Source organism: Microbulbifer mixtoriginis (SeqCode) (assembly GCF_052467705.1).
In genome coordinates this window covers 2,967,910-2,982,805 of record NZ_CP174322.1, presented here as the reverse complement: position 1 = coordinate 2,982,805, position 14,896 = coordinate 2,967,910, and the positions used below count along the sequence as shown (strand labels likewise).

17 protein-coding genes are annotated in these 14,896 nt (G+C 50.0%); all 17 read left to right on the top strand.

The features are described 5' to 3' along the window. Window positions 1–166 precede the first annotated feature (166 nt). Entirely contained in the window at window positions 167–403 is a 237-nt protein-coding gene (gene acpP, locus ACJJIB_RS12980) for an acyl carrier protein (protein ID WP_152453358.1), read from the top strand. Window positions 404–598: 195 nt separating this feature from the next. Next, window positions 599–1,840, top strand: coding sequence for a beta-ketoacyl-ACP synthase II (gene fabF / locus ACJJIB_RS12975; protein WP_444886362.1), 1,242 nt, complete (start codon window positions 599–601; stop codon window positions 1,838–1,840). Window positions 1,841–1,928: 88 nt separating this feature from the next. Next, window positions 1,929–2,651 (top strand): aminotransferase class IV, encoded by a 723-nt coding sequence (locus ACJJIB_RS12970; protein WP_444886361.1) that lies wholly within the window; start codon window positions 1,929–1,931, stop codon window positions 2,649–2,651. Next, a complete protein-coding gene (gene mltG / locus ACJJIB_RS12965; RefSeq protein WP_444886360.1) occupies window positions 2,645–3,709 on the top strand; it encodes an endolytic transglycosylase MltG in 1,065 nt (354 codons plus the stop codon). The genes ACJJIB_RS12970 and mltG overlap by 7 nt, the downstream gene beginning before the upstream one ends. Before the next feature lie 5 nt (window positions 3,710–3,714). Then, window positions 3,715–4,335, top strand: coding sequence for a dTMP kinase (gene tmk, locus ACJJIB_RS12960; RefSeq protein WP_444886359.1), 621 nt, complete (start codon window positions 3,715–3,717; stop codon window positions 4,333–4,335). 67 nt (window positions 4,336–4,402) lie between these two features. Next, the gene (locus tag ACJJIB_RS12955; RefSeq protein ID WP_444886358.1) at window positions 4,403–5,422 is read left to right on the top strand and encodes a DNA polymerase III subunit delta'; all 1,020 of its coding nucleotides are present in this window, start codon (window positions 4,403–4,405) and stop codon (window positions 5,420–5,422) included. 128 nt (window positions 5,423–5,550) lie between these two features. After that, on the top strand, window positions 5,551–5,904 hold the full coding sequence (locus ACJJIB_RS12950) for a PilZ domain-containing protein (RefSeq protein ID WP_020415211.1): 354 nt from the start codon (window positions 5,551–5,553) through the stop codon (window positions 5,902–5,904). Between the two features lie 7 nt (window positions 5,905–5,911). Then, window positions 5,912–6,688 (top strand): TatD family hydrolase, encoded by a 777-nt coding sequence (locus ACJJIB_RS12945; protein WP_444884694.1) that lies wholly within the window; start codon window positions 5,912–5,914, stop codon window positions 6,686–6,688. A gap of 28 nt (window positions 6,689–6,716) precedes the next feature. Next, window positions 6,717–7,340, top strand: a complete 624-nt coding sequence (locus tag ACJJIB_RS12940; protein WP_444885910.1) for a dUTP diphosphatase — start codon at window positions 6,717–6,719, stop codon at window positions 7,338–7,340. Between the two features lie 131 nt (window positions 7,341–7,471). Beyond that, window positions 7,472–8,452, top strand: coding sequence for a malate dehydrogenase (locus tag ACJJIB_RS12935; RefSeq protein WP_252081829.1), 981 nt, complete (start codon window positions 7,472–7,474; stop codon window positions 8,450–8,452). 394 nt (window positions 8,453–8,846) lie between these two features. Further along, window positions 8,847–9,368, top strand: coding sequence for a DUF2244 domain-containing protein (locus tag ACJJIB_RS12930; RefSeq protein WP_444886357.1), 522 nt, complete (start codon window positions 8,847–8,849; stop codon window positions 9,366–9,368). Between the two features lie 82 nt (window positions 9,369–9,450). Beyond that, a complete protein-coding gene (gene bcp / locus ACJJIB_RS12925; protein ID WP_252081827.1) occupies window positions 9,451–9,927 on the top strand; it encodes a thioredoxin-dependent thiol peroxidase in 477 nt (158 codons plus the stop codon). A 422-nt stretch (window positions 9,928–10,349) separates the two neighbouring features. Then, complete coding sequence (locus ACJJIB_RS12920; protein WP_020415217.1) at window positions 10,350–10,796, top strand: helix-turn-helix domain-containing protein; 447 nt, start codon at window positions 10,350–10,352, stop codon at window positions 10,794–10,796. A gap of 115 nt (window positions 10,797–10,911) precedes the next feature. Then, on the top strand, window positions 10,912–11,244 hold the full coding sequence (yajC, locus tag ACJJIB_RS12915; protein WP_020415218.1) for a preprotein translocase subunit YajC: 333 nt from the start codon (window positions 10,912–10,914) through the stop codon (window positions 11,242–11,244). 136 nt (window positions 11,245–11,380) lie between these two features. Further along, a complete protein-coding gene (locus ACJJIB_RS12910) occupies window positions 11,381–11,971 on the top strand; it encodes an OsmC-related (seleno)protein (protein ID WP_444886356.1) in 591 nt (196 codons plus the stop codon). An 87-nt stretch (window positions 11,972–12,058) separates the two neighbouring features. Further along, entirely contained in the window at window positions 12,059–13,084 is a 1,026-nt protein-coding gene (locus ACJJIB_RS12905) for a D-cysteine desulfhydrase family protein (protein WP_444886355.1), read from the top strand. A gap of 108 nt (window positions 13,085–13,192) precedes the next feature. Next, window positions 13,193–14,851 (top strand): alanine/glycine:cation symporter family protein, encoded by a 1,659-nt coding sequence (locus tag ACJJIB_RS12900; RefSeq protein ID WP_252081822.1) that lies wholly within the window; start codon window positions 13,193–13,195, stop codon window positions 14,849–14,851. Window positions 14,852–14,896 lie beyond the last annotated feature (45 nt).

Below are 14,896 nucleotides of genomic sequence, written 5' to 3'. Positions count from 1 at the left end.
TGATGGTACCGCAGAGCCGTGCATTACAACCCTAAAAACTTGGGGTACAATGGCCTCTGAATTATCCAAAAGCTGTGTGAGCCGGTCGTTATCGCTGTTAATTGGATTGGCGAAATAACAATAGCGACTAAAACAGATTTTTACCCACTAGGAGTTAAATTGAATCATGAGCAGCATTGAAGAGCGCGTTAAAAAGATCGTTGCTGAACAACTGGGCGTGAAGGAAGAAGACGTTAAGCCTGAAGCCTCTTTTGTTGAAGATCTGGGCGCGGACTCACTCGACACAGTTGAGTTGGTAATGGCTTTGGAAGAGGAATTCGAAACCGAAATCCCCGATGAAGAAGCTGAGAAAATCACAACTGTTCAGCTGGCAATTGATTACATCAAGGACAACCTTGGTTAATTCCTGCTGGGTGGTTTAGGCGCGAACAGTTTTATTACTGTGCGTAGCCAAGCGTTTCTGAGAGCCGTTCTATGTTACATAGCGCGGCTCTCTTTATATTTGCACTATGGAATTGTGACTGCTGTTCTAGTGTTGATTCCTTCGTATGTAGATTGAAGGGAGAGCAGTGGCAGTAAGAGTTTCGGGGGGACCGCAGTGTCGCACAGAAGAGTTGTTGTAACCGGAATGGGCGCAGTGAGCCCGCTGGGTAACACCGTAGAGGAGACTTGGTCTGGCATCCTAAAGGGCGTCAGTGGAGCTGCTCCAATAGAGTCATTCGATGTTTCGGCGTTCTCAACCCGCTTCGCCGCTACGGTAAAAGATTTTGATCCCACTCCTTATGTAGCCGCAAAAGATGCGCGCAAGATGGATACTTTCTTGCAGTATGGCCTGGTTGCGGGTAACCAGGCGATGGAAGATAGCGGTCTGGAAATTAATGAAGAGAATGCGTCGCGTATGGGGACCTGTATCGGTTCCGGTATGGGAGGCATTTTGGCTATTGAAGATAATGCCCTGTTAATTGCCGACAAGGGCCCCCGACGAGTGTCACCATTTTTTGTGCCGGGTGCCATTATCAATATGGTCGCTGGCAATTTGTCGATAAAATTTGGTCTTCGAGGTCCAAATCTCGCTGTCACAACAGCCTGTACTACTGGCACTCATGCTCTGGGATTGGGTATGCGGACCATTCAGTATGGCGATGCGGATGTTATGGTATGTGGCGGGGCCGAAATGGTCACTACGCCTGTTGGGCTCGGTGGCTTCTGTGCGGCCAGGGCGCTTTCTACGCGCAATGATGACCCCAAAACGGCCAGTCGCCCGTGGGATAAAAGTCGAGATGGTTTTGTGCTGGGAGAGGGAGCTGCGGTACTTGTCCTGGAGGAGTACGAGCACGCGAAAGCCCGCGGCGCAAAGATTTACGCAGAGCTTGCAGGCTTTGGTATGAGCGGCGATGCCCATCATATGACTTCGCCTCCAGAAGATGGTGCTGGAGCTGCGATCTCCATGCAGAATGCGCTTAATGACGCCGGTATGAATGCTGCTGATATCCAGTATATCAATGCACATGGCACCTCTACGCCATTGGGAGATACGGCTGAAATTCAGGCTGTTCGTGAGGTTTTTGCAGATTCTTTAGAAGAGCTGGCGGTAAGCTCTACAAAGTCTATGACTGGCCACCTTCTCGGTGCTGCAGGAGCTCTTGAAGCAGTTTTCTCTGTCCTCGCTCTGCGCGATCAGATGGCACCGCCAACAATCAATTTGTATGACCCAGACGAGGCTTGTGAAAATATCAACCTAGTGCCTCAGGAGGCCCAGCCTAGAGCAATTAATTCGGTACTATCTAACTCTTTTGGGTTTGGTGGCACCAATGGTTCATTAATCTTCAAGCGAACCTGATCTGTCTGCCCGCCTCTGGGCGGGCAACTCCCATCCTGATATGTGCAAATTGCCACAATTTTTTCTCAGAAGCCGACCTGTACAGAGCTTGCCTGCTGATGAGAGTTACGAAGATGGAATCCTCGAAACCATGCGCTGTCACAACGGAAGGTTGCCGCTGTGGCCGCTACACCGAGAGCGCCTGGCCCGGAATGCTGGTTTGGATGAGATGCTCCTTAAAGAGATTGATCAGTGCATACCCCGGTTGGTTGAGCAGCTTAACCAGAAAATGGCGATCGCCCGATTGCGGCTGGGTTCGGTTGGTGGTGAGTGGTGCTGGGATCTGTCCTTGTTGCCGCTAAAGTTGACTGCCGAGACTGAACTTGGAGTTCGACTTTACCCCTGTAAGACCTATCTATCGCTTTCAAAAAGTAGGAACTTAGGCAGCAAACTTCTATGTCGCAATCGATATAATAAGGCGAAATCTGAGCTTCCTGAAGGGGAGCGTATCGATGGCCTGATGTTAGATAGTGAGGGCAGGGTTATCGAGAGCTTGCGTTGTAATTTACTGGCTCGCTTTGGTAATACCTGGATAACGCCTGATTTGTATCGCTGTGGTGTCCGGGGCGTCATGCGGGACTGGTTATCCAGTGAGATTCAGTGGCAGGAGCGAGATTTAGAAATTCGGGATCTGAGCGGGGCTGATGAAGTAGCATTGTGTAACAGCGTGCGCGGGGTATTGCCGGTTGTCGAGATTATCGGTCATCAACGTTGGTCGATCGGGGCTGGTGTTCGAGGGTTGCAGCATTTGATCATGGAAACATTGTGGTAAAGAAAAAGCGGACAAGCTCTCCTTTCAAGTTTTGGAAAATCCTGTTTAGTGGTTTTCTCCTCGTTGCCTTATTGGGCGGAGCCTCTCTGTGGATGTTACAGATGGCCCTAGCGTCTCCACTGGCTGTGGGAGAAAAGGGTCTGCAGTTCCAAGTGCAAAAAGGCAGTAGCTTATCTGGAACCTTGCGGAAACTGAAAAGTGACGGGGTGATTAGCTGGCCGCGATTGATTCTTGCCTATGCCTATTGGGAGGGCAAAACCGATATCCACTCTGGTGAGTATCTGATACCCAGCGGAAGTACGGCAGTGGATTTAATTACCCGGTTAAACCGGGGTGACGTCACCATTTATCGACTCACTTTAGTTGAGGGATGGACTTTCCGGCAGGCGCTGCAAAAGATTCGCTCGGGGCAGAGGATTGTTAGATCTGAGGCTGGCAGTAGTGTCAGTGCCGCGGCCAGGGCTCTTGGCCTGAAAGAGGGTGCTGAGGAAGGTTGGATTTTCCCAGATACCTATGTATATCGCTCTGGGACTACAGATATTGAGCTTTTGCGCGAAGCGTATACACGTATGCAGCGCGTGCTGGATGAAGAGTGGCAGGCAAAAGAGGATGGCCTCCCTTACGCAACGCCCTATGAGGCCTTGATTATGGCTTCGTTGATTGAAAAGGAAACTGGTCAGCCTTCCGAGCGAAGTCAAATTGCCGGAGTTTTTGTGCGGCGCCTAAATATGGGCATGCGCTTGCAAACCGATCCCACCGTAATTTATGGGCTGGGGGAAGACTATGATGGTAACCTCACCCGAGCACACCTTCGCCAGCCAACCCCGTATAATACTTATGTAATCAATGGGCTCCCCCCTACACCAATTGCACTGCCGGGACGCGCGGCTATCCGCGCCGCACTGAACCCAAAGCCCGGCAAAAGCCTGTATTTTGTAGGTAAGGGGGATGGTTCCCATCATTTCTCAGCCACTCTGACAGAGCACAACCGTGCGGTGCGGGAGTATCAGTTGAAAAGGCGAGCGGATTACCGCTCCAGTCCGGCAAAAGGAAATTAGAAATAGTGTCGCGCGGAAAATTTATAACCCTGGAAGGCGGGGAGGGGGTTGGCAAGTCTACCAACCTGCAGTTTATTACCCAGTGGTTAGCTGATCGTAATATTCCATTTATTCAAACCCGCGAGCCGGGTGGCACTCCCCTGGCTGAGCAGCTGCGGGAGTTGCTACTGGCTAAGCGTGACGAGGCTGTTGATCCCACGGCGGAGCTGCTTATGGTTTTTGCCGCTCGAGCACAACATCTGGCGAAAGTGATTATCCCGGCCTTGAAACGGGGTGACTGGGTGATTTGTGACCGCTTTACTGATGCCACTTATGCCTACCAAGGTGGGGGGCGAGCGCTTGACAGGGCTCTAATCGAGCGCTTAGAAAATGATGTGCAGGGAGATTTGCGGCCTGATAAGGTGCTTCTTTTAGATTTGGACCCGCAAATAGGTTTACAGCGCGCTGCCAGTACTGGAGCTGCCGACCGGTTTGAAAGTGAGCAGCTGGCTTTCTTCCACCGGGTGCGTGAAGCTTATCGTGAACGTGCTCAGGCAGCCCCTTCGCGCTATGCCGTTGTCGATGCTAGTCAACCTTTAGTGCAGGTCCAGCAACAGCTGGGGCAGGAGTTACAGCGGCTTCTTTGATGCACGCTTTAAAATATGGTCACCACGAGTGTGGTGAAGTTTCCAGTTACAAATTTGGCAATTGGCAGTGTCTGAAGTACCTGAACATACCCCTATTCCTTCTTTACTACCCTGGCAAACGGAACAGTGGCAACGGCTTGGTACCCAGTGGCGCGCTGGTCGATGCCCTCATGCCCTATTACTGAGTGGCCAGCCTGGTCTTGGCAAACGCGCTTTTGCTGAGGCTTTTTCTGCGCTGGTATTGTGCGAGCAGCCCAGAGAAGGGCAGGCCTGTGGAAGTTGCAAGGATTGCCACCTTTGGCAGGCGGGGTCGCACCCGGATTTTCTTCGGGTAGAGCCTGAAAAGGTAGGCGGTCCGCTTAAGGTTGAACAGATTCGCCAGCTGGGGGATTTTGTCTCCCGCACCAGTGGGCGCGGGGGGGCGCGCTTGGTATGGCTGGCGCCAGCGGAAGCTATGAACATCAATGCGGCCAATGCGCTATTAAAAAACCTGGAGGAGCCTGCGGCATCAGTGATTTTCCTTCTGGTCAGTGACTCTCCCGCAGGTTTACTGCCAACAATTCGCAGTCGTTGCCAAGCTGTTGCTTTTCCATCCCCTTCTGCAGAAATGGCATTGCAGTGGCTGCATGGATATGGTTTGAAGGAAGGTGCGGCAACCAAGGCCCTGGCGTTGGCCGGTGGGGCGCCATTGTTGGCTGCGCAATTGGCCGAGCCAAAATGCGAGGAAGTTCGGGAGCGCTTTCTGGGGGAGCTAATTGCCCTAGCTCAGGGTAGTGCAAGGGCTGTGGCAGCTGCAGGTCGCTGGGAGACTCCGCCCGAGCCTGCAGATCTGGCCCAGCTTATTCAATTTTGGCAGCAGTGGGTTGCCCAAATGACTAGGGTGCGCAGTTGTGATTCCACTGGCGATACTCAGGTTATGACCCTTCTTCAGAGGTTCCCAGGAATAGGGCAAGGCAGTTTGCGCCCACTGTTTGGTTTTTACGATCACCTCGTTCAGGCGCGTAAGGGGCTTGCGAGTGGAGCGAATCCCAATCGTCGCTTGTTGCTGGAGGAGTTGATGATACGGTGGTCTAGGCTTTTTGCTTAATGAGAAATGTAAAGCCGTAACCACACGCGGGGGCATTAAGCTTCTTTCTACCGGGAACGTGTAGTGTTCTGGACAGAAACAGTACGCTCAGATAAGTTAGCGCAACATTTAAAACATTGAGGTTGAGCATGAAAGCCATGGGAGGCGGTGCCCGAAACGGCATCCTATCGCTGAAAATCCAGGATAAGTCGGTTCTCTATGCCGCTTATATGCCCTTTGTAAAAAATGGTGGCTTGTTTATCAGCACGGATAAATCCTACAGCCTCGGCGATGAAGTATTCCTGTTGTTAAGCTTGATGGATGAGCCGGAAAAAATTCCGGTGGCAGGCAAGGTTATCTGGATAACCCCTAATGGAGCCCAGGGAAACCGTACGCCGGGTATTGGCGTTCAGTTTGGTGACAAGGACAACATTGCACAAAACAAGATAGAAACTTACCTGGCTGGCACCCTTGAATCCAGTCGACCTACTCACACGTTGTAATTTTCACATGCTCGTAGATTCTCATTGTCACCTGGATAGACTGAAGCTCGATAAATTTGATGGCGATCTGGATGCAGTCTTGGAGTTCGCACGCAGCCGAGGAGTTGGGAAATTCCTATGTGTTGGTATCAGTCTGGAAAATGCAGATGCCGTCGTAGAAATCGCCTCAAAATATGAGGATGTTGTTTGCTCTGTTGGAATACATCCGCTGGATGTTGAATCCGGTCTCGCTGGGGTGGACGAACTGATCGCGATGGCTGAGCGTCCCAAGGTAGTGGCACTTGGGGAGACTGGTCTTGATTATTATTACAGTACGGACACCAAAGAGACCCAACAGCAGAGCTTTATTGCTCACTTGCAGGCCGCAGGTCAGGTGGGGTTGCCGGTTATTGTGCACACACGCGATGCTCGTGAAGATACAATTCAGTTGATTCAAGAGTACGGAAACCCACAAACAGCCGGTGTATTGCATTGCTTCACTGAGAGCTGGGAGATGGCCAAGGCCGCATTAGATCTCAACTATTACATTTCCCTCTCCGGTATTGTGACATTTAAAAATGCTGAGGATCTGCGCGATGTTGCGCGCAAACTGCCGCTCGATCGCCTGTTGGTGGAAACAGATTCTCCCTACCTTGCACCGATTCCTTATCGTGGCAAGCCCAATATCCCGGCTTATGTGCGAGAAGTAGCCGAATTTATTGCTGAGTTGCGCGGAATTTCATACGAGCAGCTGGCTGAAATCACTACAGAAAACTTTCTCCGATTATTTCCTCGGGCTGCCTAAGCCCGGCTAGTTAGAAGTTCCCTATATGATGAAGCAACAATTGCAGGTCATGCTGACCCTGCAGGACGAAATTAATACCGTTGTTAACAAAAACTGGCGTGCGCAAAATTTTGCCTGGTATCGCGCGATCTGGGTAGAAAGCGCGGAACTCTTGGATCATTACGGCTGGAAGTGGTGGAAAAAGCAGCAGCCGGATATCGACCAGGTAAAGTTGGAGCTGGTGGATATCTGGCATTTTGGCCTGAGTCTTGAGCTGCAACAGGGCTCTCCGGCCCAAGTCGCTGAAAAGATGCTTAAGGAATTAGAGGCTGGCCAGCGAGAGCCCGGTGATTTTCGTGAAGATCTGGAGGCCTTTACTTTGAGCACCTTGGCAAGTAAACAATTCGATCTGCCAGGGTTTGCGCAGCTTCTTGCCGGCACAGAGATGCCTTTTACTGAACTGTATCAACGTTATGTAGGAAAGAACGTACTCAATCGATTCCGCCAGGATAACGGGTACAAAGAAGGAACTTATGTGAAGAACTGGGGCGGACGTGAAGACAATGAGCACTTAGCGGAAATCGCCGCTGAGCTTGATGCCTCGGCAGTAGATTACAGCGAGCAGGTTTATCGTATTTTGCAGCAACGTTACCGGGAAGCTGCCTCGGCTTGAGCCTTTTTTTGGCGTCTCTTATAAAAAATTAAAGTTTTGTTAGGCAAATTGAGTTGAGAATTGCTCCGCTTGAGGTGAAATTTGCTCAAGAGGCCCTATAATGCGGCCGCTTACAAACGAGGAGAACTATCGTGAAAGCACCTGTTCGTGTTGCTGTTACCGGCGCTGCCGGTCAGATCAGCTATTCGCTGCTGTTCCGCATCGCTTCCGGCGAGATGCTGGGTAAAGATCAACCAGTTATTCTGCAGCTGCTGGAAATTACCCCGGCACTAGAAGCGCTGAAAGGCGTTGCTATGGAGCTTGAAGACTGCGCCTTCCCGCTGCTCGCGGGTATCGTTCAGTCCGATGACGCTACTATTGCGTTCAAAGATGCAGATTATGCTTTGCTGGTCGGCGCGCGTCCCCGTGGACCGGGTATGGAGCGCAAAGACCTGCTGGAAGCTAACGCTGCTATCTTCTCTGCACAGGGTAAAGCCCTGAACGACGTTGCTTCTCGTAACGTAAAAGTACTGGTTGTTGGCAACCCGGCTAACACCAATGCCCTGATTGCTCAGCGCAATGCGCCAGACCTGGACCCGCGTAACTTCACCGCGATGACCCGTCTGGATCACAATCGCGCTCTGTCCCAGCTGGCGAACAAAACTGATTCCAGCGTTAACGACATCACCCATATGACTATTTGGGGCAACCACTCTTCGACTCAGTACCCAGACCTGCACCAAGTGAAGGTTGCCGGTGCTGCGGCGATGGATAAAGTGGAGCAGGAGTGGTACGAAAACGACTTCATCCCGACGGTTCAACAGCGTGGTGCAGCTATTATCAAGGCGCGCGGTGCTTCTTCTGCGGCTTCCGCTGCCAATGCTGCTATCGACCATATGCGCGATTGGGCCCTGGGCACCGCTGAGGGTGACTGGACCAGCATGGCTGTATTCAGCGATGGTTCTTACGGTATTCAGGAAGGCCTGATTTACTCTTTCCCTTGCACTTGCAAAAACGGCGACTGGGAAATTGTTCAAGGCGTTGACATCAACGACTTCTCCCGCGAGAAGATGACTGCGACCGAACAGGAGTTGGCGGAAGAGCGTGATGCAGTCGCTCACCTGCTGCCCTAACCCTGTCGATTGACCGGCCTTGATGGCTGGTTCGTCTAAAAAGCCCGCACCAGTGTGTGGGCTTTTTTATTTGGCTCTTCGTCGCTGATTTATTGACTTCGCTGTAGCTATAAAATCGCCAGCTAGTCCAGATAAAAAAGTTTGCGTATTTCAAGTAAGAAGTAAGTGATACCAAGTGAGGGCATCTCCTCTTATTATTTCAATCCCGCCAACAGTGGCTTATTCAGAAAGGCTAGATTAGGGTTCCTTTAGCCGCAGCTTAATAGAGTGACTTTTGCTAATGGTATTTAAAATAGAGTGGGGTGGCCTGAATACTGGCGGGTCGTTATACGAGTGTGGGCTGATGGCGGCGGCACTACACTGATTAGGTAAGTATTGTCTGGAAGTATTTGCCATGGTCACAGAAGTCGGCCGCCAAGCCCCTCGATGCGCCTGTATTCTTCTTCAGCCTAATCAATCCCTGTCGGCAACGGGAAATCTTTGGGTGTTCTTTTCCCTGGTTGGTGTTTCCCTTGGTATTAGTTTGGCTTTTGCCTTTGCTGGGGCTTGGATGATCCTGCCATTTGCAGGGTTGGAAATTTTACTACTTGCAGTTTTATTCACCTATGTCTACCTAGAAGGGACCCGTCGCGAAGTAATCCGCATTAGCGATGAGAGGGTTGTGTTCGATTGTTGTAAAGGGTTCCGCCAGCAATCTGTCTATCATCGGGAGTTCTCACGGGGAAATCTTGCCTTGCTGGTGAGGATGGGTAACAGTCCGGCTGAGCCTGCCTCGGTGACCTTTAGCGGTCCAGAAGGATGCCTGGAGGTAGGTGAGTTTTTGACCGATGCAGAGAAGGCAGAGTTAGTGCAAAAGCTGAGGAAAATAGGCATTTTTGCGCGCAGGGAGAAGGAGTTTCGCCTGCACCAGTTTTGAATGATGGAGTTCTTGGCATTTCAGTTAGTACTTTTCGTTATAATCCCCCCAAAACTTAAACCAACACTTCAGGGGATTTCTTATGTCTTTTCCCAAAATTGGCAATTTGGCACCGGCATTCACACTGACAAACCAAAGCGGAGAGAAGGTTTCACTGAAAGATTTCCGCGAAAAAAGCAATGTTGTGCTTTATTTCTACCCAAAGGCACTGACCCCAGGTTGTACAACACAGGCTTGTGGTATCCGGGATAGTGCCGATGCGTTCAAGGAGCTAGACACTGTTGTTCTCGGTGTGAGCCCAGACCCAGAAGCTAAGTTGCAGCGATTTATTGATAAACATGAGCTGAACTTCGACCTCCTGTCCGATGAGGATCACAAGATTGCGGACAAGTACGGTTGCTGGGGGCTGAAGAAGTTTATGGGCAAAGAGTATATGGGGCTAATCCGGACAACTTTTATCATCGACAAAAGTGGACGCTTACGCCATGTTATCGACAAAGTGAAAACCAAGACCCACAGTGATGATGTGCTTGGCTGGGTGGCTGAAAATCTGGATTGATTATCTGTTACACAGCTTCTGCAAACTCTTTCTAAGGGGGTAGGGTAGCCTCTGGCCCCCGAATTTCCTTGAGTTTTCATTGAAATTGCGTACCGGGACCATTCAATTTTGTCTTCTGCGGCACAATAAGATGAAAAAAACCACTGTCGTCCCTTGCATTCTCAATTCTTGGTCTATACTGGCAGATGTAAAGGAAAGGTGCGCCGGCGAGAGAGTGTTTCTCTTTGGGTATTGCCGGAGCGGTTAGTTTAAAAATTGTACATCTCTGTGAAGGATTCGATGTCTGTTTTTGGTGCATCCCGCATCGAGTAGTAGTCCGCCGAAGTTGTAGGTGTGTTGGTGTGGGCAGGGGCAACCGGGATTCGCTGGATGCGGACATAGAAAAATAACTGCGGCTCACGGAACTCAAAAGGAGCAGCTCGATGAACCATACTCAGCCCGACCAGACTTCGCTCTCTGAAGATAAATCCCTGCAGCAGGCCAGAATATCCGGCGACCCGAATATTCTCGACCAGCTGCTGGCCCCACCGGAAGCTACCAGCTTTGGCATTGCTGCCAGAGTCATCGATGTGCTCGAACAGCGCATTGGTAAGGCTTCTCTCGCTATTCGCCCCGTTGCTTCCGACTTAAGCATGTCCACCCGGACTTTGCAGCGTCGTTTGCAGGAGCATAACTTGAGCTTTGCCTCACTGCGTGACCACGTGCGCTTCCGCCACGCGGTGCACTTCCTCAAAGATACCGCCCTGAGTGTTGACGGAATTTCAAGGATTTTGGATTTTTCTGATCGGACCAGCTTTACCAGTGCCTTCAAGCGCTGGACCGGTATGTCGCCAACTGGTTATCGCCGTCAGGTGCGTCAACGCTTTTAAGTGAGTGCGAATTGGTTAGGCCGGTCTCTTGTTGATCGGCCCAATCCGTTGCCTCAACAGGGGAAACCCGTTAGAGTTGGCGGCAATTTTATAGGCTGACTCTTTGAGGTTTTGCATGAGCTTTTTTATCCCCTCCGCCATGGCACAGCAAGCGGCACCGGCGCCACAGGGTAACCCCATGATCACCCTGTTGATGTTTGCGGGTTTGTTCGCTTTCATGTGGTTTTTTATCATCCGTCCTCAGCGCAAGCGCCAGAAGGAGCATCAAGAGTTGGTTGGTGCACTGAAAAAGGGTGACGAAGTCGTGATGAGCAGCGGTATGCTGGGTCGTGTAGACAAGGTGGACGAAGATTACATCGTGCTGGAAGTTGCAGACAATATGTCTTTGAAGTTCCAGAAAGTAGCAGTTCATGCTGTTTTGCCCAAGGGCACGATAAAGAAGATCTGATAGCTTTTTACTAGATTTTTTAGTCATTCAGATTGGAAAGCCCGGCATATGCCGGGCTTTCTCGTTTTTCGGCAAGTGAGATTTACTCGGGCGATACTTCTGGTTAATTGATTTAGAAATTTTCAGGAGGTCCTATATGCAAAGCGATAGCCAAAATGCTTTGAAAGCAGCCATTGTTAGAAAAGTTACGGCACTTCCTAAGTTATCCAAAATTCAAGTGGATCCACCAGTTAAAGAACGGGGAAGTTTTCACTTTCAAGTTAACCTCTCGGCTAAAGCAGCTTTGGAAGAGGGATACCTGAAAACTGCGACTGTACAAGCGAACGTACCGGGATGTGGTGCTTTTGAATTACTCTGCGATGAAGGCACCATTATTGGTGGTGCGGATAGCGCACCGGCACCACTTGATTACCTATCAGCAGGTATTGCTTTTTGTTTTCTCAGTCATATCAGCATCTACATTAATCAGAACAAACTGAATATTGAAAGTGTCAAGATTGAGCAACAGATGCGTTTTAAGGCTGAGGTGTACAATATGCAGGAATGTACTGATATTCCACCTAAGGGGGTCTGTGAAGGAGTAGAAACCGTTGTTTTTGTTAAATCTGCAGAGTCGAGGGAAGCGATTGAGAGAATGGTGGGAGTTTGCCGCGCTGCCTGTATGGGATTACAGACTGTAGTAAATGCTGTTCCTGCCAGGATTACATTGGCTTTTAACGAGTCCTAGAATTGTTACCTTTACGGGGGATTTAGCATAGACAAGGCTTTATGCCTTTACCGATAAGCCTTTTTGGTATTTGCAGTGGAACTTGCTATGCCTGACAGTTTGCCGATTTCTTTACCTGAGCGGATACGTTTAGCCCATCTTCCCACGCCTATACAGCCGCTGGATAGGATTAGTAAACAATATTCCTTTCCTTTTGGCGGCCCTAGAATTTGGATAAAAAGGGATGACCTGACTGAATCTGGAATGTCAGGTAATAAATTGCGAAAACTTGAGTTTGTTGTTGCTGAGGCCTTAAAGCAGGGCAGCGATACCTTGATCACCGCTGGGGGTATTCAGTCCAATCATTGCCGCACCACTGCACTTGTCGGTGCTCGCTTAGGACTCAAAGTGCACCTGTTATTGCGTGGTGAGCCCATAGCCCAAGCAGATGGAAACCTACTGCTGGATCAGTTGGCGGGGGCAGAAGTGAGCATCCATTCGCCTGAAAATTTTGCCAAAGATCTCAAGCGGCTGTTCAATTTTTGGTCTGATCAATATTCGAAGCGCGGGCACATTCCCTTCCGTATCCCTATTGGTGCCAGCGATGGTCTGGGATTGTGGGGGTATCTCTCGGCTTCGCAAGAACTTATTACAGATTGTCGAATGAGAGGATTCCGGCCGGATCATATTGTGTGTGCCACTGGCAGTGGAGGTACCCAGGCGGGTTTAACGATGGGGTGCTATCTGCTGGGGCTTGGTGTTCAGGTCACAGGTTATGCTGTCTGCGATAATGCCACTTATTTTCAAACCAAAGTGAGAGAGGATATCCGCCATTGGAGCAGGTTATCGGGAAACCCTGTGGATTTGCAATCTCTGCAAGTGCATGTGAACGCCGACTATATTGGGCCGGGGTATGCCAAGGCTGAACCTCCAATCTACGAAATGATTGAAGAGATTGCTGCTCTAGAGGGAATCTTGTTGGACCCTATATATACCGGTAAAGCTTTTTATGGGCTGATGCAAGAATTGAGAAAAGGCCATTATAAAGGATCTAGTAACCTGGTATTTCTGCATTCGGGGGGGCAGTTTGCCTTGTTCCCCTATCGTCATAACTTCTCTTTTAATAGGGTTTAGGCCCCTTTACTGTTCTAGTGCTTCGGAAGCTGCTAACCTGCGCAACAAATTACAGCTGTGGCTGTATATAAAACAATCAGAATTGATTCAGAGAAGTGGGGGGTTAGTTTGGATTCCTTTAATCAGCTGCTACTGTCGTTGGACGGTATGCTTGGATCGGCACCTTGGTTCCCGTGGGTGCTGCTCGGGGTAGGTTTCTTTTTTACTATCTATCTTGGGTTTCCGCAATTTCGTTACTTTGGACACGCGATTAAGATTGTCCAGGGGAAATATGATAAACCCGGTGACCCAGGAGATACCTCTCACTTCCAAGCACTGGCTACCGCTCTTTCAGGAACTGTAGGTACCGGTAATATCGGTGGTGTTGGCCTCGCTATTTTCCTGGGCGGCCCGGCCGCTTTGTTTTGGATGTGGATGACCGCCTTCCTGGGGATGACAACCAAGTTTGTCGAAGTCACACTGTCACATAAATATCGTATTAAAGCGGCGGATGGCTACTACGCAGGTGGTCCTATGTTCTACATGGAGCGCCGTCTCAATATGAAGTGGCTGGCAGTGTTATTTGCCATCGCCACAGTAATTTGTTCCTTCGGTACCGGAAGCTTGCCCCAGGTGAATAATATTGCCCAGGCGATGCACGATTCTTTCGGTATTGAGAAAGCGCTCACTGGTGGTGTGCTTGCCATCCTGCTGGGGATGGTGATCATCGGTGGCATTACCCGAATTGCCAAGGTTACCTCCACTATCGTTCCGGCAATGGCACTGATCTATGTAATTGGTGCGTTGGGTGTGATTTTCTACAATATAGAAAATATCGTCCCTTCATTTGTGGCCGTTTTCCGTGATGCCTTCACTGGAAGTGCTGCTGTAGGTGGTTTCCTCGGAGCCAGTTTTGCCTATGCCTTTAACCGTGGTGTGAATCGTGGCCTCTTCTCCAACGAGGCGGGGCAGGGCTCTGCACCGATTGCTCACGCCGCCGCACGTGCCGATGAGCCTGTTTCCGAAGGCATGGTTTCACTACTGGAACCGTTTATCGACACCATCATTATCTGTACTCTGACTGGCTTGGTAATCTTATCTTCCGGTGTATGGACTGAAAAACACGAAAACCTGTTTGAGGGGGCTGACACATATGTTGTCGAAGGTCGCTACGAAGAGAGTGACCCCAAGCAGGTTAAACAGCTGTTTAATTACTTAAGTGGTCAACCCAGTGATGTGAAGCCCTATAACGGATCAGTGGTTGTCACTGATGGGCAGCCTCTAAACCTGCAGGATTTCACCCTGATTCATGCACGCTCAATTGCAGAAGATCTGGATTTCCGTGTTGGTGAAGATCAGTTTAGCGGTGTGCTTAATGTTGTTGATGGTAAGTTTGCTAATGAGGATGTGGATATTTGGGGTAAATCCCTGGTTCATTCCGTTGCATTGACCAGTAAAGCTTTCCAGCGCGGTTTCTTCGGAGAATACGGTGGCTTGATTGTAACTCTGGGTATTCTCATGTTTGCTTTCTCGACCGCTATCGCTTGGTCCTACTATGGTGATCGCTCTATGATCTACCTGTTTGGTCCCAAGGCGGTAATGCCTTACCGAATTGTGTATGTGATTGCCTTCTTCTGGGCGGCGATTGAGGACACCACCGTTATTTGGAACCTGTCTGCGGTAGCCATCGTCATTATGACCTTACCGAACCTGTTTGGTATTACGATATTGGCGAAGGAGATGAAGTCAACGGTGAAGGATTATTGGAAGGACCCCAGCCATAAGTAACTTGGCTTGCAAGGGTTACTCCTAGAATAAAAAAGGCAGCCTAGT

What these genes read in the sequence shown, in the direction of transcription:
- acpP (WP_152453358.1), top strand. Translation starts at nt 167, where the DNA reads ATGAGCAGCATTGAAGAGCGCGTTAAAAAGATCGTTGCTGAACAACTG.
- ACJJIB_RS12950 (WP_020415211.1), top strand. Translation starts at nt 5,551, where the DNA reads ATGAAAGCCATGGGAGGCGGTGCCCGAAACGGCATCCTATCGCTGAAA.
- ACJJIB_RS12945 (WP_444884694.1), top strand. Translation starts at nt 5,912, where the DNA reads ATGCTCGTAGATTCTCATTGTCACCTGGATAGACTGAAGCTCGATAAA.
- ACJJIB_RS12940 (WP_444885910.1), top strand. Translation starts at nt 6,717, where the DNA reads ATGAAGCAACAATTGCAGGTCATGCTGACCCTGCAGGACGAAATTAAT.
- ACJJIB_RS12930 (WP_444886357.1), top strand. Translation starts at nt 8,847, where the DNA reads ATGGTCACAGAAGTCGGCCGCCAAGCCCCTCGATGCGCCTGTATTCTT.
- bcp (WP_252081827.1), top strand. Translation starts at nt 9,451, where the DNA reads ATGTCTTTTCCCAAAATTGGCAATTTGGCACCGGCATTCACACTGACA.
- ACJJIB_RS12920 (WP_020415217.1), top strand. Translation starts at nt 10,350, where the DNA reads ATGAACCATACTCAGCCCGACCAGACTTCGCTCTCTGAAGATAAATCC.
- yajC (WP_020415218.1), top strand. Translation starts at nt 10,912, where the DNA reads ATGAGCTTTTTTATCCCCTCCGCCATGGCACAGCAAGCGGCACCGGCG.
- ACJJIB_RS12910 (WP_444886356.1), top strand. Translation starts at nt 11,381, where the DNA reads ATGCAAAGCGATAGCCAAAATGCTTTGAAAGCAGCCATTGTTAGAAAA.
- ACJJIB_RS12905 (WP_444886355.1), top strand. Translation starts at nt 12,059, where the DNA reads ATGCCTGACAGTTTGCCGATTTCTTTACCTGAGCGGATACGTTTAGCC.